General features: G+C 50.0%; 20 protein-coding genes. 7 read left to right on the top strand and 13 right to left on the bottom strand.

Annotated elements, in window-relative coordinates:
* Positions 1–12 precede the first annotated feature (12 nt).
* Entirely contained in the window at positions 13–735 is a 723-nt protein-coding gene (tonB, locus tag ACLD11_RS02935; protein WP_023137495.1) for a TonB system transport protein TonB, read from the bottom strand.
* 223 nt (positions 736–958) lie between these two features.
* Between tonB and ACLD11_RS02930 the strand changes: the two genes are divergently transcribed.
* A complete protein-coding gene (locus ACLD11_RS02930; protein WP_000967605.1) occupies positions 959–1,255 on the top strand; it encodes a YciI family protein in 297 nt (98 codons plus the stop codon).
* A gap of 43 nt (positions 1,256–1,298) precedes the next feature.
* On the opposite strand, the gene ACLD11_RS02925 is transcribed toward ACLD11_RS02930, so the two are convergent.
* Entirely contained in the window at positions 1,299–1,472 is a 174-nt protein-coding gene (locus tag ACLD11_RS02925; RefSeq protein WP_001531561.1) for a YciY family protein, read from the bottom strand.
* Between the two features lie 142 nt (positions 1,473–1,614).
* Here ACLD11_RS02925 and cls point away from each other — a divergent pair, with 142 nt between their 5' ends.
* Both cls and ACLD11_RS02915 read left to right on the top strand, forming a co-directional pair.
* On the top strand, positions 1,615–3,075 hold the full coding sequence (gene cls, locus ACLD11_RS02920; protein WP_411014510.1) for a cardiolipin synthase ClsA: 1,461 nt from the start codon (positions 1,615–1,617) through the stop codon (positions 3,073–3,075).
* Between the two features lie 33 nt (positions 3,076–3,108).
* Complete coding sequence (locus tag ACLD11_RS02915) at positions 3,109–3,438, top strand: HI1450 family dsDNA-mimic protein (protein WP_411014562.1); 330 nt, start codon at positions 3,109–3,111, stop codon at positions 3,436–3,438.
* A gap of 47 nt (positions 3,439–3,485) precedes the next feature.
* Here ACLD11_RS02915 and ACLD11_RS02910 read toward each other — a convergent pair whose 3' ends face one another.
* From ACLD11_RS02910 to ACLD11_RS02880, 7 genes are all read right to left on the bottom strand, one after another.
* A complete protein-coding gene (locus tag ACLD11_RS02910) occupies positions 3,486–4,322 on the bottom strand; it encodes an ion transporter (RefSeq protein ID WP_000059074.1) in 837 nt (278 codons plus the stop codon).
* Between the two features lie 47 nt (positions 4,323–4,369).
* Complete coding sequence (gene oppF, locus ACLD11_RS02905) at positions 4,370–5,374, bottom strand: murein tripeptide/oligopeptide ABC transporter ATP-binding protein OppF (RefSeq protein ID WP_000994696.1); 1,005 nt, start codon at positions 5,372–5,374, stop codon at positions 4,370–4,372.
* On the bottom strand, positions 5,371–6,384 hold the full coding sequence (locus ACLD11_RS02900; RefSeq protein ID WP_411011253.1) for an ABC transporter ATP-binding protein: 1,014 nt from the start codon (positions 6,382–6,384) through the stop codon (positions 5,371–5,373). Before ACLD11_RS02900 ends, oppF begins: the two co-directional genes overlap by 4 nt.
* Positions 6,385–6,395: 11 nt before the next feature.
* The gene (oppC, locus tag ACLD11_RS02895; protein WP_000979653.1) at positions 6,396–7,304 is read right to left on the bottom strand and encodes an oligopeptide ABC transporter permease OppC; all 909 of its coding nucleotides are present in this window, start codon (positions 7,302–7,304) and stop codon (positions 6,396–6,398) included.
* Between the two features lie 14 nt (positions 7,305–7,318).
* Positions 7,319–8,239, bottom strand: coding sequence for an oligopeptide ABC transporter permease OppB (gene oppB / locus ACLD11_RS02890; RefSeq protein WP_000911097.1), 921 nt, complete (start codon positions 8,237–8,239; stop codon positions 7,319–7,321).
* Between the two features lie 122 nt (positions 8,240–8,361).
* On the bottom strand, positions 8,362–9,993 hold the full coding sequence (gene oppA / locus ACLD11_RS02885) for an oligopeptide ABC transporter substrate-binding protein OppA (protein ID WP_001527794.1): 1,632 nt from the start codon (positions 9,991–9,993) through the stop codon (positions 8,362–8,364).
* A gap of 777 nt (positions 9,994–10,770) precedes the next feature.
* Positions 10,771–11,418, bottom strand: coding sequence for a YchE family NAAT transporter (locus tag ACLD11_RS02880; protein ID WP_000615840.1), 648 nt, complete (start codon positions 11,416–11,418; stop codon positions 10,771–10,773).
* Between the two features lie 476 nt (positions 11,419–11,894).
* On the opposite strand from ACLD11_RS02880, the gene adhE reads away from it, so the two are divergent.
* Positions 11,895–14,573, top strand: a complete 2,679-nt coding sequence (adhE, locus tag ACLD11_RS02875; protein WP_411011252.1) for a bifunctional acetaldehyde-CoA/alcohol dehydrogenase — start codon at positions 11,895–11,897, stop codon at positions 14,571–14,573.
* Between the two features lie 195 nt (positions 14,574–14,768).
* On the opposite strand, the gene tdk is transcribed toward adhE, so the two are convergent.
* Positions 14,769–15,386, bottom strand: a complete 618-nt coding sequence (gene tdk / locus ACLD11_RS02870) for a thymidine kinase (protein WP_411014509.1) — start codon at positions 15,384–15,386, stop codon at positions 14,769–14,771.
* Positions 15,387–16,124: 738 nt separating this feature from the next.
* On the opposite strand from tdk, the gene hns reads away from it, so the two are divergent.
* Positions 16,125–16,538, top strand: a complete 414-nt coding sequence (gene hns, locus ACLD11_RS02865; protein WP_001287383.1) for a histone-like nucleoid-structuring protein H-NS — start codon at positions 16,125–16,127, stop codon at positions 16,536–16,538.
* A gap of 131 nt (positions 16,539–16,669) precedes the next feature.
* Here the strand turns inward: hns and galU are convergent, their stop codons facing one another.
* The 3 genes from galU to rssA form a co-directional block, all read right to left on the bottom strand.
* The gene (galU, locus tag ACLD11_RS02860; protein WP_000729450.1) at positions 16,670–17,578 is read right to left on the bottom strand and encodes a UTP--glucose-1-phosphate uridylyltransferase GalU; all 909 of its coding nucleotides are present in this window, start codon (positions 17,576–17,578) and stop codon (positions 16,670–16,672) included.
* 202 nt (positions 17,579–17,780) lie between these two features.
* The gene (gene rssB / locus ACLD11_RS02855) at positions 17,781–18,794 is read right to left on the bottom strand and encodes a two-component system response regulator RssB (protein ID WP_000193432.1); all 1,014 of its coding nucleotides are present in this window, start codon (positions 18,792–18,794) and stop codon (positions 17,781–17,783) included.
* 90 nt (positions 18,795–18,884) lie between these two features.
* Positions 18,885–19,790: a patatin-like phospholipase RssA gene (rssA, locus tag ACLD11_RS02850; protein ID WP_183058872.1), complete on the bottom strand. Its 906-nt coding sequence runs from the start codon at positions 19,788–19,790 to the stop codon at positions 18,885–18,887.
* Between the two features lie 110 nt (positions 19,791–19,900).
* Between rssA and ACLD11_RS02845 the strand changes: the two genes are divergently transcribed.
* On the top strand, positions 19,901–20,359 hold the full coding sequence (locus ACLD11_RS02845; RefSeq protein WP_001540172.1) for a YchJ family protein: 459 nt from the start codon (positions 19,901–19,903) through the stop codon (positions 20,357–20,359).
* Positions 20,360–20,409: 50 nt separating this feature from the next.
* Entirely contained in the window at positions 20,410–21,252 is an 843-nt protein-coding gene (purU, locus tag ACLD11_RS02840) for a formyltetrahydrofolate deformylase (protein ID WP_001191156.1), read from the top strand.
* Positions 21,253–21,389 lie beyond the last annotated feature (137 nt).

Raw genomic sequence — 21,389 nt, 5'->3', positions numbered from 1 at the left:
GCGGCGCCAGAGTTACTCAATCTGCGCCGTACCGTTCAGACGGAAGATAATATTGACCACCAGCCCGGAACCCGGCTTGCCTGCTTCATAGCGCCATTTGCGCATCGCATTCTTAACTTCACGCTCAAACATATTGGCCGGCTGCGCGGACAGAATCTGTACATTTTCCACTCGCCCAGCAGAGGTCACGTCAAACTTCACCTTTACGCGGCCTTCAATACGTAACGCCTGTGCTCGCGCCGGATACTGCGGCTGGTTACGGCTCAGAGCGCGAGGTCCAGTGGGCACGCTCACCGCCGGCTTGCTGGTCGCCGACGCGGTGCTGCTTGTTGGCCGCGCCGGGGCGCTATTTTCAAACGGTGAGGCAGGACGCGGCTCGGCCGGTTTGACTTCGCGCTTCGGCTGCTCTTCAACCTTTTTCACCGGTTTCGGTTTCGGCTTGGGTTTTGGCTTAGGTTTGGGTTTCTCAATCACCACGGGCGCTTCTTTAGGCGGTTCAGGGATCGGCTCTGGCTCCGGTTCGGGTTCAACCACCGGCTCCGGCGGCGGCTGAACCGCCTGGGGCGGCTCCAGGTCAGCGGGTGAAACCATTGTCACCGTGATAGGCTGCGCTGGCGCAGGCAATTCAATAACCTGATGTACCGAGGTATAGAGCAAACCCGCCACTACAGCACCATGAATGCCTACGGAAAGGAGTGTCGGCCAGGGAAAGCGACGAGGTAAATCAAGGGTCATTGAAGTCATAATCGTTTCAGTTGAAAAACCAGAGCTGAATTTTAAATGCAAATAGCAATCATATTCAATAAGGCATTGCCGATAGCGGCATTTAAAAGATGATATCGCACAAAAACACCACACAAAATGTGCATGTTTAACAAAGTCGGTATCTTTACATTGCAGATAAAGGCCCTTTCCAATAACGTAATCAGCAACTTTTACCGATTAAGGAGCTCTACCCGTGCTGTATGTTATTTACGCTCAGGATAATGCCAACTCGCTTGAAAAACGCCTCTCGGTACGGCCCGCGCATCTGGCGCGCCTGCAACTTCTGCATGATGAAGGGCGATTATTAACTGCCGGGCCGATGCCCGCTGTGGACAGTAACGATCCTGGGGTAGCCGGATTTACCGGGTCAACGGTGATTGCTGAATTTGAATCTTTAGAAGCAGCGCAATCCTGGGCTGATGCGGACCCCTACGTCGCAGCGGGCGTCTATGCGCAGGTTTCGGTCAAACCATATAAGAAGATCTTTTAAAGAGGATGGCCTGTTGGGCACCGCATACGGTGCCCTTACTGGCTCACACACCGTGAATCGCAAAGAGTAATGAATTACGCTGACGATTAAAGATGCATTTCCTGATGGTATGGATACGCATATTACGGCGTGATTGCCCTTCAAGCCAACGCGCTTTACGGCGGCTCGCCTGACGTAGCATTCGCCAGCGCCCCACTTCCGTTCTACTACGCTTCATGTTTACGACTCTCACTGTAACAGAAGCGCCATTATACCCCCTCGCCGGATGCAGACCAGCGCTTTTCCCGTGTTTTTATTTGCCATGTGAATCCTGACGCGTAAACTCTTAACAACACGCTTTCTAAAGGATTTTTAAAGTTATGACAACCTTCTACACCGTGGTGAGTTGGCTGGTCATTTTGGGATACTGGGTTCTCATTGCCGGCGTCACATTACGTATTCTAATGAAACGGCGCGCAGTTCCCTCCGCAATGGCCTGGTTATTAATCATCTATATCCTTCCGCTGGTCGGGATCATCGCCTATTTGTCCGTGGGCGAATTGCATTTAGGCAAACGTCGCGCCGAGCGTGCCCGCGCCATGTGGCCGTCTACCGCCAAATGGTTGAATAACCTCAAAGCCTGTAAACACATTTTCGCGCAAGAAAACAGTAGCGTCGCATCGTCCTTGTTTAAGCTGTGCGAACGACGTCAGGGGATTGCGGGCGTCAAAGGCAACCAGTTGCAATTGCTTACCGACTCCGATGATGTCATGCAGGCGCTTATTCGCGATATCCAACTGGCGCGGCATAATATCGAAATGGTGTTTTACATCTGGCAGCCAGGCGGCATGGCGGATCAGGTCGCTGAATCGTTAATGGCCGCCGCCCGCCGCGGCATCCACTGCCGGCTTATGCTGGATTCCGCGGGTAGCGTCGCTTTCTTCCGCAGCCCCTGGGCGGCCATGATGCGTAACGCTGGCATTGAAGTCGTAGAGGCGCTGAAGGTGAATCTGATGCGCGTCTTTTTACGCCGTATGGATCTTCGCCAGCACCGTAAAATGGTGATGATTGACAATTACATCGCCTATACCGGCAGTATGAATATGGTGGACCCGCGTTTTTTCAAACAGGATGCCGGCGTTGGGCAATGGGTCGATTTGATGGCGCGAATGGAGGGCCCCGTGGCGACAGCAATGGGGATTGTTTACTCCTGCGATTGGGAAATCGAGACGGGTAAACGCATTCTGCCTCCCCCGCCGGACGTGAATATTATGCCGTTTGAACAGGCCAGCGGGCATACCATTCATACCATTGCTTCCGGTCCTGGTTTTCCGGAAGATCTCATTCACCAGGCACTATTAACCGCCACCTATGCTGCGCGCGAATATTTAATTATGACCACGCCATATTTCGTCCCCAGCGACGATCTGCTGCACGCCATTTGTACCGCTGCGCAGCGCGGCGTGGATGTCAGTATTATCCTGCCCCGTAAAAACGATTCACTGCTCGTCGGCTGGGCCAGTCGCGCCTTTTTCAGCGAGTTACTGGCGGCGGGCGTGAAAATCTATCAGTTCGAAGGCGGGCTGTTGCATACCAAAAGCGTGCTGGTCGATGGCGAACTGAGCCTGGTCGGCACCGTGAATCTCGACATGCGTAGCCTGTGGCTTAATTTCGAGATTACGCTGGTCATTGATGATACAGGTTTCGGCGCCGATCTGGCTGCGGTACAGGACGATTATATCTCGCGCTCCCGCCTGTTAGATGCGCGTTTGTGGGTAAAACGTCCGCTATGGCAGCGTATTACCGAGCGATTGTTTTACTTCTTTAGTCCATTGCTGTAAAACGTGACCAACATGAGTAAACAGGTAGTCACTATGGAAATGGATCTGAACAATCGCCTGACTGAAGACGAAACGCTTGAGCAGGCTTACGATATTTTTCTTGAGCTGGCGGCGGATAATCTTGATCCGGCTGATATCATTCTGTTCAATTTGCAATTCGAGGAGCGCGGCGGCGCGGAGTTGTTTGATCCCGCTGAAGACTGGCAAGAGCACGTCGATTTTGACCTGAATCCAGACTTTTTTGCCGAGGTGATTATTGGCCTGGCGGATACCGAAGACGGCGAAATTAACGACATTTTTGCCCGCGTTCTGCTGTGCCGGGAAAAGGACCACAAGCTGTGCCATATTCTCTGGCGCGAATAAGCGGTTCAGGCCGGATGGCGTTTGATTGCGCCCTCCGGCAAGCCTGTTTAATCCGGTAGCTTACTGCCGCATCGGTTACAATATTGCGCGCTATGTTCATGCTGGCTTTGCTGGCACTGCGGACATTTTCGCTGCCAGTGACGTTTTTGAAACGCGCTGCTCATGTGCGTGGTAATCAGTCCTGTAGGAATTGCAATCACCGAATAGCCAATCAAAATAAGCACCGACGCGACAATGCGTCCCAGCGGCGTATGCGGCGTAATATCACCGTACCCCACGGTTGTGACTGTCACTATCGCCCAATACACCGAGGCATTAAGCGTCGTGAAGCCATATTTCGGTCCTTCAATAAGATACATCAGGGCCCCGAAAATAATCATCACGATCGCAATAAATGAATAGAACAGAATAAGCTGATGACGCGCGCTAATAATGGCGCTCCAGAATACGCGCAGGGATGGCATAAAGCGTAGCAGTTTAAGAATACGCAGCACGCGAATCGCTCGCATAGCACGCCAGGCAAACATATAGTTCAGGCTAATTTCCGGCCACAGCCACATGACGTACAGCGGCAAAATCGTCACCAGATCAATAAATCCCCAGAAACTAAAAACGTATTTTGCCGGTTCGGGCCAGCTAAACAGTCTGAGCAAGTATTCACCGGTAAATATCAGGGTAACGCAGAGCTCCAGCCAGACAAAAATATGCCATTCATCAAATGTCAGGTGATATTCCGTTCCTACGCCTGATTCAACAAAAATGACCAGTACGCTGAGCAGCGCAAACAGCGCGCATAACCCTTCAAAACGGCGACCTGAGCGCGTAGTCAAATCGAACAGATTATGATAAAGACGACGGCGAACCGACGACAAAGAAAGTGACACGGTAACCTCACCTAAAAGAAGGGCTGACGAATTGTCAGCCCTTGCGATTATAACGGGTCTACTTTAAGGCAGGAAACGGCATGGCGAAAACTCCCTTCCAGCACCGGTCGCGTTTGCGCGCATTCTGGCCCGGCTATCGGACAGCGTGTACGGAACACGCAGCCGGAAGGCGGGTTAATGGGCGAAGGTAATTCGCCCTCCAGCAATTGTATCTTCTTATTTCGCTCCAGATCGGGATCGGGAATCGGTACCGCCGACATCAGCGCTTTGGTATAAGGATGCAGTGGATTATGATACACCTCATCATAGGTGCCCAATTCTACCGCATGACCGAGATACATCACCAGGACACGATCGGATATGTGCTTTACGACCGCCAGGTCGTGCGCAATAAAAATCAACGACAGCCCCATCTCTCGCTGTAACTGCTGGAGCAAATTCACCACCTGCGCCTGAATAGAAACGTCCAGCGCCGACACCGGCTCATCGCAAATAATGAGCTTAGGTTCCAGGATCAACGCCCTGGCGATACCGATGCGCTGGCACTGCCCCCCGGAAAACTCATGGGGATAACGGTTGATGAGGTTCGGCAACAGCCCCACTTTCAGCATCATGGCTTTCACGCGGTCACGCACGTCCTGGCGCGAAAGCTTAGGATGATAAGTGCGCAGCGGTTCAGCGATAATTTCGCCAATCGTCATTCGCGGGTTGAGTGACGCCAGCGGGTCCTGGAAAATCATCTGGATATCGCTGCGCACCTCGCGCCACTCATCCGCTTTCATGCCCAACAGATCTTTTCCCAGCCAGGCGACTTTACCGTCTGTCGCCTTCACCAGACCAATAATGGCGCGTGCAAACGTCGACTTGCCGCAGCCGGATTCGCCCACCACGCCCAGCGTTTCGCCTTCATACAGGCGTAGCGTAACGCCGTCCACCGCTTTCAGGGTTTTCGGCGGTTGCCAGAACCACTGCTTCCCTTCTTTGATATCAAAATGGACTTTCAGATCGGCGATTTCGAGGAGAACTTTACGTTGTTCAATCACAGCATTCATAGCAGTTCCTCCACCGGTTTAAAACAGGCGCGCAAACGACCAGGACTGAACGCTTCAAGTGGCGGCGCATTATTGCAGATCTCCATCGCATGAGGACAACGCGGCTGGAACGGACAACCTGTAGGCAAACGCAATAAATTGGGAGGATTGCCCGGAATCGTCAGCATTTCAGCCCCCTCGCTATCCAGACGTGGCACCGCATTAAGCAGGCCTATCGAATACGGATGAACGGGCTGATAAAAGACATCGCGCGCCTTACCGTATTCCATGGTACGCCCGGCATACATTACCAGGACCTTATCGCAAATACCCGCGACCACGCCCAGATCGTGGGTAATCATGATAATGGCGGTATTAAATTCGCGCTTTAGCTCATTAAGCAAGGTCATAATCTGCGCCTGCACGGTAACATCAAGCGCGGTGGTAGGCTCATCGGCAATAAGCAGTTTCGGCCTGCACAACAGCGCCATCGCAATCATCACACGTTGACGCATTCCGCCGGAAAATTCGTGCGGGTACATTTTCATCCGTTTGCGCGCTTCCGGCATTTTTACGGCATCCAGCATTCTGACGGACTCTTCAAAAGCTTCCGCTTTGCTCATTCCTTTATGCAGCATCAGGACTTCCATTAACTGCTCCCCAACACGCATATAAGGATTTAGCGAGGTCATCGGGTCCTGAAAAATCATCGAAATCTGTTCTGCGCGCAGCGTATTCAGTTCGCGCTCAGGTAGATTAAGAATTTCACGTCCGTTAAAGGTCGCAGAACCGCCGATTCGACCATTCGTCGCCAGCAGTCCCATTAATGCGAACGCCGTTTGCGATTTCCCCGATCCAGACTCGCCAACAATACCTAACGTTTCTCCAGCGCGAAGCGTAAAGTTCAGATCGTTGACCGCCGTCACATCGCCATCAGGCGTAGCGAACGTAACACGAAGATCGTTTACCTCCAGCAGTACATTCGCCGGTTGCTGCGCCTGAGTCGCGCTTGCGGTTTCTGATAAGCTCATGGCTGTACTCCTTAACGATCTTTCGGGTCGAGGGCATCACGCAGGCCATCGCCAATAAAGTTAAAACAGAATAACGTCACCACGAGAAAGCCAGCCGGAAACAGCAGCAGCCACGGTGAGACTTCCATTGAATTTGCGCCATCGCTCAACAACGCTCCCCAACTGCTTAACGGTTCCTGCGTCCCAAGCCCCAGGAAACTGAGGAAAGACTCAAACAGAATCATGCTGGGCACCAGCAACGATGCATACACTACTACTACGCCCAGGACGTTAGGCACAATATGGCGGATCACAATGCTGGCGGTCGACACACCACCCACCTGCGCGGCTTCGATGAACTCTTTACGTTTAAGACTTAGGGTTTGGCCACGCACGATACGCGCCATATCAAGCCAGGAGACCATGCCGATGGCGACGAAAATCAACAGAATGTTCTGCCCAAAAAACGTCACCAGCAAAATCACAAAGAACATAAACGGGAACGAGTTGAGGATCTCCAACAAACGCATCATCACAGAATCAATTTTGCCGCCCAGATACCCGGACAGCGAGCCATACAGCGTTCCGACAATGACCGCCACCAGCGCGGCGGCAATCCCGACCATCAATGAGATACGCCCGCCGATGGCAACGCGCACCAACAGATCGCGCCCGGAAGAGTCAGTGCCGAAATAGTGGCCGGACGCCATATCCGGCGCGCTGGACATCATGCCCCAGTCGGTATCGAAATAGGTAAATTGCGACAGCATAGGCGCTACTGTCACGAACAGGGCTATCAGAAACAGGACAATAAGACTAGCCACCGCCGCACGGTTATGCATAAAGCGCCGACGGGCATCTTGCCAAAGGCTGCGGCCTTCCACCTCCAGCTTTTCACTGAAATTTTCCAGCGTCTCGCTGTTTTTCTTACTTAACATCATCGCGAGCTCCAGTATCAATAGCGAATTTTCGGGTCGATAACGGCATAGAGCACATCGACAATGGCGTTAAATAATATGGTCAGCGCCCCGACTAGAATGGTCAAACTTAACACCAGCGAGTAATCGCGGTTGAGCGCGCCATTAACGAAAAGCTGCCCAATGCCCGGTAAGCCATAAATCGTTTCAATCACCATTGAGCCGGTAATAATGCCGACAAAGGCTGGCCCCATATAGGATAAAACCGGCAGCAGCGCAGGTTTTAACGCATGGCGGAAGATGATTCTGCGCATCGGTAATCCTTTTGCCCGCGCGGTACGAATAAAGTTCGAATGCAGAACTTCAATCATCGAGCCGCGTGTAATACGAGCGATGCTGGCAATATAGGCCAGTGAAAGCGCGACCATCGGCAGGATCATAAATTTTAACGCCCCGCCGTTCCAGCCGCCGCCAGGCAGCCATTGCAAGGTTATCGCAAAGACCATCACCAGTAGCGGCGCTACCACAAAACTGGGGATAACGACGCCGGTCATGGCAAATCCCATCACCGTATAATCCCATCGCGTATTTTGCTTTAGCGCGGCAATCACGCCAGCGCTGACACCAATAATGACCGCCAGCAAAAAAGCGGCGGCGCCAAGTTTCGCCGAAACGGGGAAGCTGGCGGCAACCAGATCGTTGACCGTGTAATCTTTGTATTTAAACGATGGTCCAAAATCGCCATGCGCCAGCTGCTTCAGGTAGCTGAAGTACTGCGTCATGATGGGATCGTTCAGATGATATTTTGCTTCAATATTGGCCAGCACTTCCGGCGGCAATGCGCGCTCGCCGGTAAAAGGACTCCCCGGCGCGAGGCGCATCATAAAGAAAGAGATGGTAATAAGAATAAACAGCGTCGGAATCGCTTCCAGACAGCGGCGTAAAATAAATTTCAACATTGCCCGTACCTTCTGGCCTGTGCCTTTACTTCCCGGACGTGACAAACAGATCCGCCAGGGAAAGTTATAGTGCGATGAAAAAAGACACCATGGGACAACCGCAGTTGTCCCATGTCTTGCCATTAATGTTTGATAATATATAAGTTTTTCACATAAATATTATCCAGCGGGTCTTTACCGGTATACCCGCCCACCCAGGGTTTCACCAGGCGCGCGTTAACGTAGTAATACACCGGCACAATAGCCGAGTCTTTATCTAACTGCTGCTCCGCTTTAGCGTACAGTTCGCTGCGCTGTGTATCGTCCGCCACTTTCAGCGTGTCGGCAATCAGCTTATCAAACGCCGGGCTCTTATAATGCGCGGTGTTATTTGAACTGTCGGACAACATAGTATTCAGGAACGAGGTCGGTTCATTATAATCTGCGCACCACCCGGCTCTGGCAACATCAAAGGTGCCCTGATGACGGGTATCCAGGAAGGTTTTCCATTCCTGATTCTCCAGATTCACATTGACGCCCAGATTTTTCTTCCAGATAGACGCCACGGCAATGGCCAGTTTTTTATGCAGATCGGAGGTGTTATACAGCAGGTCGAATGTTAAGGGCTTATCCGCCGTAAAGCCGGCTTCAGCCAACAATTTCTTCGCTTCTTCATTACGCTTTTGCTGGGACCATTTGAACCACTCAGGCTCTACCAGTTTTGCGCCATCGGTATATGGCGGCGTGTAGCTATAAGCGGGTAAATCGCCCTGATTTTTAACCTTATTAACAATAATGTCGCGATCTAACGCCAGTTTCAGCGCGGTACGCACGCGGACATCGTTAAATGGCGCTTTTTGATTATTAATTTCGTAATAATAGGTACACAAATAAGGGTCTACGCGAACTTCATTCGGGATCTCTTTCTTCAGTTTCTGGAATAATTCGATCGGCATATTGTTATAAGTCATATCGATCTCGCCGCTGCGGTAGCGGTTGACATCCGTCACCTCCGAAGAGATAGGCAAATAAGTTACCTGATTGATGACGGTTTTGTCGTTATCCCAGTATTGCGGGTTACGCTCCAGCACGATACGTTCGTTCACCACCCAGTTTTTTAACTTATAAGCGCCGTTAGTGACAATATTGGCCGGTTGCGTCCATTTATCGCCAAATTTTTCGACCGCTGATTTCGGTACAGGAGACACTGAAGGGTGGACCAACAATTTGTAGAAATAAGGCACCGGCTCACTTAAGGTCACTTCAAAGGTGTGATCATCAAGCGCTTTTACCCCCAGATCGGTGGCGGGTTTTTTACCGGCGATAATGTCATCGATATTAGCGATATGACCGTATTGCAGATAGCTGGCGTACGGCGATGCCGTATTAGGATCGGCCAGGCGTTGCCAGCTATAAACGAAATCATGGGCGGTGACGGGCGTACCATCTGACCATTTCGCATTTTCACGTAGATGGAATGTCCAGACTTTAAAATCTTTATTTTCCCATTTCTCCGCGACGCCCGGTGAAGGATGCCCCTCGACATCACTAATTAATAAGCCTTCGAAGAGGTCACGGCTGACGTTCGATTCCGGCACGCCTTCAATTTTATGCGGGTCGAGAGACTGCACTTCTGATCCATTATTACGTACCAACGTTTGCTTGTCGGCTAACTGAACGCCGGCGGGCACGTCTGCCGCAGTCGCGGCGCTGGCGGCGATGAGCGCAGTGAGTATTCCCGCTGCAATCAAACTTTTTTTCGTGATGTTAGACATTGTGTTTGTACTCCACTCATTATAATTACTGGTTTTTACCAGCCTGTTTAATCCCGTCAGGGTTCCTGTACAGCACTGGTGGTGTACTGCCAGGTCTGTCACTGCTTTTGCTATCACCGACTTTATTTATTTTCTGACGATTCGTTCGATCGCCTTTCGTCGATTCGGTATACGACGTACCTGCCCACGTCGCACGTTACTTCTGTCAACCATCTAAATGAAAATAGTTATCAACAATGTGAAATCTTCTGCAAAATGTTTGGCCGAAAAGTATCAAATGCGTTTCTGAACCGCCAATTCATTTTACAATTTTGTTAACCAATTCTCTTTTATGGAAAATTTCCTGCCCAGAAAAACAGTTAAAGAATGTTAAAAAATTCAATTTATTGTTTTTCATCAATGAGTTGCCAGAAAAGCATCTCTTTGTCACTCTGTAGGATATGCCTGCGCCATAAAACACACACACATTTAACAAATGCTCATTATTTAGCACATTCATCTACGATGGAGCTGAAACAACTAATAACATTTCAATAATCCTTCATCAAGCCCCAGAGTATGGTGTGAATAAAATAACAGACCTACCGCATCTCACCGACTCAGTAATGTTGATAATAGATTGATTAATAAAAATAAATATCGTTAGATTATATTAGTATTTTTTATCATTAAAACGCTGAATGCTTATCAAAGTAAGAAGTGTTACGTGGGAATGTCACTGGGAATGTCACAAGGCGGCCCCCTTAGGGCGCCGCCTGTAAATCAACAGGTGGGAGTTTAGTTGAGCAAGCCGGGGAAAATACCTTTTATTCCTGTGACAATAAATTCGATGCCGAGCGCCATTAACAACAGCCCCATGATTCGGGTAATAACGTTGATACCGGTTTGCCCCAGCAAACGAACCAGCCACGGCGCCATACGGAACACGCCCCAGCAGCAAAGCGCAAAAAGCGCAATAGCAACTGAAAAACCAAGCAAATGCGCGATGCTGTGATAACGCGTCCCCCAGACGATAGTGGAGCTAATCGCCCCTGGCCCCGCCATTAACGGCAGCGCTAACGGCACAACGCCAATGCTCTCGCGTATGGCCGTCTCTGACTTTTCTTGCTTGTTTTGTTTATCTTCCCCCAGCTTCCCGCTGATCATCGACATTGCAATGGTGACAACCAGGATACCGCCCGCAATTCTGAACGAATCAATAGAAATACCAAACAACTGCAGGATGCCATCTCCGAGGAATAAGGAACTCCACAAGATAATCGCGACCGACAGATTCGCGGTGAGGTTAGTTTTATTACGCGCCGTGGCCGTCTGGTAGCTGGTCATGCTGATGAAAACGGGAATAATCCCCACCGGGTTAACCAGCGCAAAGAGCCCGATAAAAAACTTAAAGTAAACAGGAAAATCAAAAAGCGGTTGAATCACGGTTAGCTCCGAAGCGTTAGCCGGATGAAGTCAATGTTCGTTAATGATCAAAACGCGCAGAAGATACGCCTTTTATTCGCATAGTTCACCTCTTATCTACACCTAATTTCATCCATTCATCGCTGTTATTTATATGTACTCGTTATGCTAATCCACTTACTCTTCATGACAACGATTTCTTAACAATTTACATAAAAGGCTAAAATGGCCTGCTGAAAGGTGTCAGCTTTGCGTAATCTTGATTTAGATCACACAATCGCTACTCAGAAGTGAGTAATCTTGCTTACGCCACCTGGACGTAACGCGTTAGAGTTAAATGATACTAACGCAGAAGCTCTTTTAGTAAATCAGAGCGAAACGGACGTTAAGTAACCACCTGAATTTCAGGCATTTATACAAAGTATCGTCGATCTGTCTATACTCACGTATCGCGCAGATGATTTACTAAAAAAGTTTAACATTATCAGGAGAGCATTATGGCTGTTACTAATGTCGCTGAACTTAACGCACTCGTAGAGCGTGTAAAAAAAGCCCAGCGTGAATATGCCAGTTTCACTCAAGAACAGGTCGACAAAATCTTCCGCGCCGCCGCTCTGGCCGCCGCTGATGCCCGCATTCCGCTGGCCAAAATGGCCGTCGCCGAATCCGGTATGGGTATCATCGAAGATAAAGTGATTAAAAACCACTTCGCTTCTGAATATATTTACAATGCTTATAAAGATGAAAAAACCTGCGGCGTGCTGTCTGAAGACGACACCTTCGGGACCATCACCATTGCTGAACCTATCGGCATTATTTGCGGTATCGTTCCAACCACTAACCCAACCTCTACCGCCATCTTCAAATCGCTGATTAGCCTGAAGACCCGTAACGCCATCATCTTTTCTCCGCATCCGCGCGCTAAAGAGGCAACCAACAAAGCGGCAGATATCGTTCTGCAAGCAGCTATCGCTGCCGGCGCGCCGAAAGATCTGATTGGCTGGATCGATCAACCTTCCGTAGAACTGTCTAATGCGCTGATGCACCACCCGGATATTAACCTGATCCTCGCCACTGGCGGTCCGGGCATGGTTAAAGCAGCATACAGCTCCGGTAAACCGGCTATCGGCGTAGGCGCAGGTAATACCCCTGTTGTTATCGACGAAACCGCGGATATCAAACGCGCTGTGGCGTCTGTTCTGATGTCTAAAACCTTCGATAACGGCGTAATCTGTGCTTCTGAACAGTCTGTTGTCGTTGTTGATTCCGTCTATGATGCCGTTCGCGAACGATTCGCCAGCCACGGCGGCTACATGCTGCAGGGCCAGGAGCTGAAAGCGGTTCAAAACGTTATCCTGAAAAATGGCGCTCTGAACGCCGCTATCGTCGGTCAGCCAGCCTACAAAATCGCTGAACTGGCAGGCTTCTCCGTACCAGAAACCACCAAGATTCTGATCGGTGAAGTTACGGTCGTTGACGAAAGCGAACCGTTCGCACACGAAAAACTGTCTCCGACTCTGGCGATGTATCGTGCGAAAGATTTCGAAGAAGCGGTAGAAAAAGCAGAAAAACTGGTCGCAATGGGCGGTATCGGTCACACCTCTTGCCTGTACACTGACCAGGATAACCAGCCAGAACGCGTTGCTTACTTCGGTCAGATGATGAAAACCGCGCGTATCCTGATCAACACCCCGGCCTCTCAGGGTGGTATCGGCGACCTGTACAACTTCAAACTCGCACCTTCCCTGACGTTGGGTTGTGGTTCCTGGGGTGGTAACTCCATCTCTGAAAACGTTGGTCCGAAACACCTGATCAACAAGAAAACCGTTGCTAAGCGAGCTGAAAACATGTTGTGGCACAAACTTCCGAAATCTATCTACTTCCGCCGTGGCTCTCTGCCCATCGCGCTGGATGAAGTGATTACTGATGGCCACAAACGTGCGCTCATCGTGACTGACCGCTTCCTGTTCAACAACGGCTACGCAGACCAGATCACCTCTGTGCTGAAAGCGGCGGGTGTTGAAACCGAAGTCTTCTTCGAAGTTGAAGCCGACCCGACTCTTACCGTTGTTCGCAAAGGCGCTGAGCTGGCTAACTCCTTCAAACCAGACGTGATCATCGCGCTGGGCGGTGGTTCTCCGATGGACGCCGCGAAAATCATGTGGGTCATGTACGAACATCCGGAAACCCACTTCGAAGAACTGGCGCTGCGCTTTATGGACATCCGTAAACGTATCTACAAGTTCCCGAAAATGGGCGTGAAAGCGAAAATGATCGCCGTCACCACCACTTCCGGTACTGGTTCTGAAGTCACACCGTTTGCGGTTGTGACCGACGATGCAACCGGTCAGAAATATCCGCTGGCTGACTATGCCCTGACCCCGGATATGGCGATTGTCGATGCCAACCTGGTGATGGATATGCCGAAGTCCCTGTGTGCGTTCGGTGGTCTGGATGCCGTTACTCACGCCCTGGAAGCTTACGTTTCCGTACTGGCTTCTGAGTTCTCTGACGGTCAGGCTCTGCAGGCTCTGAAACTGCTGAAAGAAAACCTGCCGGCGTCTTACCACGAAGGGTCTAAAAACCCGGTTGCGCGTGAACGTGTTCACAGTGCGGCGACTATCGCCGGTATCGCGTTTGCCAACGCCTTCCTCGGTGTATGTCACTCCATGGCGCACAAACTGGGCTCTCAGTTCCACATTCCGCACGGTCTGGCGAACGCCCTGCTGATTTGTAACGTTATCCGCTACAACGCGAATGACAACCCGACCAAGCAGACCGCTTTCAGCCAGTACGATCGTCCGCAGGCACGCCGTCGTTACGCTGAAATTGCTGACCACCTGGGCCTGAGCGCGCCGGGCGACCGTACCGCCGCTAAGATTGAAAAACTGCTGGCATGGCTGGAAAGCATTAAAGCTGAGCTGGGCATTCCTAAGTCTATCCGTGAAGCAGGCGTACAGGAAGCTGACTTCCTGGCACACGTTGACAAACTGTCTGAAGATGCCTTCGATGACCAGTGCACCGGCGCTAACCCGCGTTATCCGCTGATCTCCGAACTGAAACAGATTCTGCTGGATACCTACTACGGTCGTGATTTCACCGAAGGTGAAGTTGCAGCGAAGAAAGACGTCGTTGCCGCACCGAAAGCAGAGAAGAAAGCGAAAAAATCCGCTTAATTCGTTATCTGCTTTAGCATGACCAATAACGGCCTCAATTGAGGCCGTTTTTTGTTTTACCTGTTTATCTGATGCCTGAAGGCGCTATGCTTATCATCTGGCCTACGCGCTCACGGCACGCCCTTCGTCATGAGGCCTGAATAATGACGTCCAAAGTGCTACAGGGCGTTTTATAAGCCATCGTTACCTCAGGTATCATATGTGCCGATGACGCTCCTGAATCGCCGTCAGTGAGCCCTCCTCCAGCGCGTCCTTATAATGCTTTCGGCAAACTGAAACGTAGCGTTCATTCCCGCCAATAACCACCTGTTCGCCTTCATTATAAGGCCTGCCGTCCTGATCGAGGCGCAGAACCATACTGGCTTTACGACCGCAGAAACAGATAGTTTTTAATTCCACCAGCTTATCTGACCATGCCAGCAAGTATTGGCTGCCGATAAAGAGCTCCCCACGAAAGTCTGTTCGTAGCCCATAGCAAAGTACTGGAATACCTAATTTGTCGACAACCTCGGATAATTGATAAACCTGCTGGCGAGTCAAAAACTGGCTTTCGTCGACTAACACGCAATGTATTGTCTGCCGCGCGCTCTCGGCACGAATCTCTTCAAACAAGGATGTATTTTGGTTAAACAATTTTGCCGGCGACGACAAACCGATACGAGAGCTGACTTTGCCTGCGCCGAAACGATCGTCGATTTCCGCCGTATATACGACGGTACGCATCCCGCGTTCCTGATAATTGTATGAAGATTGCAGCAGTGCAGTCGACTTACCCGCATTCATTGCCGAATAGTAGAAATATAGCTGTGCCATTGGTCGCAGGACCTCACCTGAGTGAAATAAAGATTGGCGGGATTGTACCATAATTTACCGACGCGACGGCGCGGCTCGCGCTCCGGTGAGTATTAAGAATTGTGCAAACATCGCTCACTATACCCAAAATAATTCGAGTTGCTTAAAGGCGGCAAGGGAGTGAATCCCCAGGAGCATAGATAACGATGTAACTGGGGTGAACGACAAATCTGCCGGGAGCAAATTTGAACGTCGCGTGCGACGGCCCGTCAGGGCGAGGCCCATGGATGGGCCGAGTAATCCGTAGCCAACGCATAAGCAACTTGAAGTATGAAGGGTATATACACATTCCTTCACAAATTATGCCGTTAAAATTCATCAACAATGCTTATCATCACCCACCAATATGAAAACCTTGTACTTATTGTTACCGTTACTCATACCCGGTGCAAAGTAATAGGGTTTTCTTGTAAGGAAAGCTAATACAAGAGATTGATATCTCTGCAATGAGATCGTATTTCATCATGATAAAATGTGACCTGACTCCTAAATTTTTAGTGACAGACGGTGAGTATCCCCCCTGCCAATAAGCTCTTTTTTGTGCGTCGTCTCAAGGAAAATTTAAGTTGAGATAATTAAAACGTGTGCTTAATAAAGCGTAATTTTGAATTCCTTACATTCCTGGCTATTGCACAACTGAATTTATCGCTCTATTATTAGCTCAACAAACCACCCCAATATAAGTTTGAGATTACTACAATGAGCGAAGCACTTAAAATTCTGAACAACATCCGTACTCTTCGTGCGCAGGCAAGAGAATGCACTCTGGAAACGCTTGAAGAAATGCTGGAAAAATTAGAAGTTGTCGTTAATGAGCGTCGTGAAGAAGAAAGCGCTGCTGCTGCTGAAGTGGAAGAACGCACTCGTAAACTGCAACAGTATCGTGAAATGTTAATTGCCGACGGCATTGACCCGAATGAACTGCTGAATAGCATGGCTGCCGCTAAATCCGGCACCAAAGCTAAACGCGCAGCTCGTCCGGCTAAATATAGCTATGTTGACGAAAACGGTGAAACTAAAACCTGGACTGGCCAGGGTCGTACACCGGCTGTAATCAAAAAAGCAATGGAAGAACAAGGTAAGCAACTGGAAGATTTCCTGATCAAGGAATAATTTACTTCCTGGATGCTTAAAATCCCGCCGCTGGCGGGATTTTTTTTGCCTGAGTTCCCCGCTAACGAACGCAGACATAAAAAAAGCGCCGGATTTACCAGCGCTTCTGTTAAAAAATTTATAACGTATCGTTACTTCTTAATACCCATTTCTTCTTCGAGCCAGGCTTTAAATTCAGCACCCAGCGAATTATGACGGATGCCATATTCAACGAATGCCTGCATATATCCTAACTTATTACCACAGTCATGGCTTTTGCCCTTCATGTGGTAGGCTTCAACCGTTTCTTTTTCGATCAGCATATCGATAGCATCGGTCAACTGAATTTCATCCCCGGCGCCCGGAGGGGTTTTCGCCAGCAACGCCCAGATATCCGCGCTCAACACATAACGCCCGACAATCGCAAGGTTAGACGGCGCGACATCCGCTTTTGGTTTTTCAACCACGCCAACCATCGGCACACTTTCGCCCGGTGCCAGCTCAACGCCTTTACAATCGACCACGCCGTATGCAGTCACATCTTCTACTGGCTCAACCATAATCTGGCTATTGCCGGTTTCGTCGAAACGGCGGATCATTTCAGCCAGGTTATCCTGAGACAGGTCGGACTCATATTCGTCAAGAATAACGTCTGGCAGAATAACAGCGACAGGTTCGTTTCCGACAACGGGATGTGCGCACAATACGGCATGGCCCAGGCCTTTTGCCAGCCCTTGACGTACCTGCATAATAGTGACATGCGGAGGGCAAATAGACTGGACCTCTTCCAGAAGCTGACGCTTAACGCGTTTTTCCAGCATCGCTTCCAGCTCAAAACTGGTATCAAAGTGGTTTTCAATAGAGTTTTTAGACGAGTGCGTCACAAGCACGATTTCAGTAATGCCAGCAGCGATACATTCGTTCACGACGTACTGAATTAATGGCTTATCAACCAGCGGCAGCATCTCTTTCGGGATAGCTTTGGTCGCTGGCAACATCCTGGTTCCCAATCCCGCGACCGGGATAACGGCTTTTTTGACTTTCGAATTAAGGGCAGCCATTTAAAATTCTCCTGGACTGTTCATGTATTGAACGTGTTCATTAATCTGTATCGTGTTCCAGTATATCAGTACCAGAACAAGCCTCAGGTCCAAAAAGGACTTATATTGGTATAATTAAGACAAATACTTATAAATCTGCCGCAGATAGTAACACTCGTCGGGAAAGGCCGGTAAAGCAATTTCCGCCCGCGCTTTCGTTTGGTCATTCCGCAGACAACATCAACCGCAAACGTCCTCCTGCGCCCCATATTTGACACTGCCATGAGTCGCAACGCTGGCTTAATTGGTTAAGGTAGGCGTTACCCAATGTTCCTAGCGGCACGCCGCTGCTGATTTGAACCTGATGAGCGCCCGTATTTAAGGTGGCGTTCAATCCGGCGGAGACGAGAATCAAATTTTTGAGCTCACTGTGATAGTAGCCGACAAATAGCGGGAATTGCCCTGGTAAATTAGCTTGTCTGAGCAGATGATTTACCTGTTTTAATAGCGCGCCTAATTCCGGTAAACGGTGCTTTTGTTGGCCGAGCTGATCCTGCAATAAGCCGTTAAATAGCGCCCGCAGCAACAATGCGGCTAACACGCCGTTATCGCCCGCCCGGGTGACATCCAGGCAATAAAATGCCAGTTCGTTATCAGATAGCGGCGCAATATCCAGCACCAGTCCAGGCTGATCGGCGGAGACGAGCTGCCGGTAATTAATGCGGCAATGGGAAATCACCTGCTGCACCGGGGGCTGCAATTCCTGCAACAATTGCGCTGCGGCGGTCGGATTACTCACCATTGCATCCCAGTCACGAAACAGGCGTTCTTCTTCTTCAACCCGCGAGTTAAACATATTAGGGTATAAGCAAGCGAATACGGTTTCCCGCAAGCGGTTGAGATCTTTTACCGGCTTCAGCAAGACATCTTCAACCCCAAGGCGTAACGCTTTGGCGATATCCGCCATATTTTCTGTTGCGGAAATAACCAGAATAGGCGTCTGGTCTCCGCGATTACGTAAGTTTTCTACCAGTTTGAGACCGTTCATTCTCGGCATAGCGATATCACATATCATGAGATCAGGGGTAAAACGCCCCATCAACTCCAGGGCATCTACCCCGTCGCCTGCCAATGCCGTTGTCGCTCCCAAAGAGGAAAACCACGAATCCAGAAGCGAGCGAAATACAGGCTCGTCTTCAACAATAAGAATCTGTTTTCCGACCAATGGCTGCGTCATGTTCTCTCCCCTGACTGGCTTTAATCAATAGTGGCATGGTATTGCCGCTTGCGCCTGTCAGAATTTGCTTAAGTGATCGTAAAAGGTACATTAAACGTCGGTACGCACCAAGGGTATAAGTTCGTCCATCTTTTTCTCTACAGCTAACTGACCCGCCGCAATAGCGGCATGGGCGCGATGAAAATCCAGCGTAGAGATTTGCGGACAGAATGGTTGAATGAGAATATCAGGCGGATCGCCAGCCATACGGTTACGTTTAAGACGATTTTCCAACACCTGAATGGAGGTTGTCATGATTTCCATTGCCCCTGGCGAACTCACGCCACGGCGTGAAGTCAGGCTACTGAAACGTTCTTTTAAACGCTTATGCCAGGGCAGCGCATCATCGCTCTCTTCATTGATATTCCCGACATTTACAGAGAGCAGATCTTGCTGCATGAGGTGGGCATCATGTTGCAGGTCTACCGCAATAACGATATCAGCCCCCAGCGCCCTGGTTAACGAAACAGGTACCGGATTAACGACTGCGCCATCTACCAGCCAGTAACCGTTATGCTCAACCGGAGACATCAGCCCTGGCATACTGCACGACGCGCGTACAGCAAGGTGTAGATCGCCTTCAGTAAACCATAGCTCTCGTCCCGTGCTAAGATTCGTCGCGACCGTGCCAAAACGTCTTGAACAGTGGTCAAAATCCGTGATGGGCATAATATCCCGATAGTGATTAAATACGCGTTCGCCGCGAAGCAACCCTCCTCTGCCCCAGGATACATCCATCAGGCGTAAAACATCCCAGTAGCGGAATGAACATACCCACTGTTCAAGCGCAGATAATTTATTACAGGCATACGCGGCGCCGACCAGTGAACCTATTGAGCATCCTGCAACGATATCAATATCAATGCCTGTTTGCTTGAGGGCTTTGATGACCCCAATATGAGACCATCCTCTCGCTGCGCCAGATCCCAGCGCCAGCCCTATTTTCATTTTTCTCATCGTACTTAACGACTTCCCCTGGCTTCAAGACGTAGCAACATCGCCACTGCTCAGTTAACATAATGCCACCCTGGCGTTCAACGCCGTTTTTTATATTCAGGGAGATTATTGTGTCTCAGCCTTGTCCCTGTGGTAGCGCTGACGAGTATAGCCTATGTTGTGGTCGTATTGTGTCCGGAGAACGAGTAGCACCCGATCCGTCACATCTCATGCGCTCTCGTTATTGCGCTTTTGTGATGAAAGACGCAGATTACTTAATTAAGAGCTGGCATCCAACCTGCAATGCGGCCGCGTTTCGCGATGATATCATCGCCGGATTTGCCAATACCAGGTGGCTCGGCCTGACTATTTTTGAACATACCTGGTCAGAAGCAGAAAATACAGGGTATGTTAGTTTTATCGCGCGTTTTTCCGAACAAGGGAAAACTGGGGCGATTATCGAACGCTCTCGTTTTATCAAAGAAAACGGTCAGTGGTATTATATTGACGGTACCCGCCCGCAGTTGGGTCGAAATGATCCCTGCCCGTGCGGTTCAGGCAAAAAATTTAAAAAGTGCTGCGGCCAGTGACGCCTGACAGTATCGATACAGCAAACACTCTCAACAGGATTTTTCCGGCAATGCAATCACTACAACGTAAAGTTCTGCGTACTATTTGTCCCGATCAAAAAGGCCTTATCGCGCGGATTACCAACATTTGCTATAAGCATGAGCTTAATATTGTGCAAAACAATGAATTTGTGGACCATCGCACCGGACGCTTTTTTATGCGGACCGAGCTGGAAGGCATCTTCAATGATTCCACTCTTCTGGCCGATTTGGACAGCGCCTTACCGGAAGGCTCTGTTCGTGAACTCAATCCCGCCGGACGCCGTCGGGTAGTGATTCTGGTTACCAAAGAGGCGCATTGTCTGGGCGACCTGCTGATGAAAGCCAACTATGGCGGGCTGGATGTTGAAATCGCCGCGGTCATTGGCAACCATGAAACGTTACGCTCGCTGGTTGAACGTTTTGAGATCCCTTTCGAACTGGTCAGCCATGAGGGATTAACGCGTGAAGAGCATGACACGAAGATGGCGGACGCCATTGATGCCCATCAACCGGACTATGTGGTGCTGGCCAAGTATATGCGTGTTTTAACGCCAGGTTTTGTGGCGCGCTTTCCGAACAAAATTATCAATATCCACCACTCATTCCTGCCAGCGTTTATCGGCGCGCGCCCTTATCATCAGGCCTATGAGCGCGGCGTGAAAATCATCGGCGCTACCGCGCACTATGTGAATGATAATCTGGATGAAGGTCCAATCATTATGCAAGATGTGATTCACGTCGATCACACCTACACCGCAGAAGATATGATGCGTGCCGGGCGCGACGTTGAGAAAAACGTATTAAGCCGCGCGCTGTATCAGGTTCTGGCGCAGCGGGTCTTTGTTTACGGCAATCGGACGATTATTCTTTAATCGTCAGTAATATGAATTGATTAGCTTTAATCCGTTACGGATGAAAAGTACGCAAACAGTTCATTTCAGGCAAAGGAATGCTTTACAGCGGCGTGTCATTTGATATGATGCGCCCCGCTTCCCGAAAGGAAGCGGGC

Source organism: Salmonella sp. 741265116_PST (genome assembly GCF_046567715.1).
GTDB lineage: Bacteria > Pseudomonadota > Gammaproteobacteria > Enterobacterales > Enterobacteriaceae > Salmonella > Salmonella enterica.
Note: the sequence above shows the minus strand (reverse complement) of the source record. Positions and strands in the feature narration are given on the sequence as shown.

Excerpts from the sequence above, each read along its gene's own strand:
- tonB (WP_023137495.1), bottom strand. The coding sequence starts at position 735 with ATGACCCTTGATTTACCTCGTCGCTTTCCCTGGCCGACACTCCTTTCC.
- ACLD11_RS02925 (WP_001531561.1), bottom strand. The coding sequence starts at position 1,472 with ATGAAGCGTAGTAGAACGGAAGTGGGGCGCTGGCGAATGCTACGTCAG.
- cls (WP_411014510.1), top strand. The coding sequence starts at position 1,615 with ATGACAACCTTCTACACCGTGGTGAGTTGGCTGGTCATTTTGGGATAC.
- ACLD11_RS02915 (WP_411014562.1), top strand. The coding sequence starts at position 3,109 with ATGGAAATGGATCTGAACAATCGCCTGACTGAAGACGAAACGCTTGAG.
- oppF (WP_000994696.1), bottom strand. The coding sequence starts at position 5,374 with ATGAATGCTGTGATTGAACAACGTAAAGTTCTCCTCGAAATCGCCGAT.
- ACLD11_RS02900 (WP_411011253.1), bottom strand. The coding sequence starts at position 6,384 with ATGAGCTTATCAGAAACCGCAAGCGCGACTCAGGCGCAGCAACCGGCG.
- oppC (WP_000979653.1), bottom strand. The coding sequence starts at position 7,304 with ATGATGTTAAGTAAGAAAAACAGCGAGACGCTGGAAAATTTCAGTGAA.
- oppB (WP_000911097.1), bottom strand. The coding sequence starts at position 8,239 with ATGTTGAAATTTATTTTACGCCGCTGTCTGGAAGCGATTCCGACGCTG.
- oppA (WP_001527794.1), bottom strand. The coding sequence starts at position 9,993 with ATGTCTAACATCACGAAAAAAAGTTTGATTGCAGCGGGAATACTCACT.
- adhE (WP_411011252.1), top strand. The coding sequence starts at position 11,895 with ATGGCTGTTACTAATGTCGCTGAACTTAACGCACTCGTAGAGCGTGTA.
- tdk (WP_411014509.1), bottom strand. The coding sequence starts at position 15,386 with ATGGCACAGCTATATTTCTACTATTCGGCAATGAATGCGGGTAAGTCG.
- hns (WP_001287383.1), top strand. The coding sequence starts at position 16,125 with ATGAGCGAAGCACTTAAAATTCTGAACAACATCCGTACTCTTCGTGCG.
- galU (WP_000729450.1), bottom strand. The coding sequence starts at position 17,578 with ATGGCTGCCCTTAATTCGAAAGTCAAAAAAGCCGTTATCCCGGTCGCG.
- rssB (WP_000193432.1), bottom strand. The coding sequence starts at position 18,794 with ATGACGCAGCCATTGGTCGGAAAACAGATTCTTATTGTTGAAGACGAG.
- rssA (WP_183058872.1), bottom strand. The coding sequence starts at position 19,790 with ATGAGAAAAATGAAAATAGGGCTGGCGCTGGGATCTGGCGCAGCGAGA.
- purU (WP_001191156.1), top strand. The coding sequence starts at position 20,410 with ATGCAATCACTACAACGTAAAGTTCTGCGTACTATTTGTCCCGATCAA.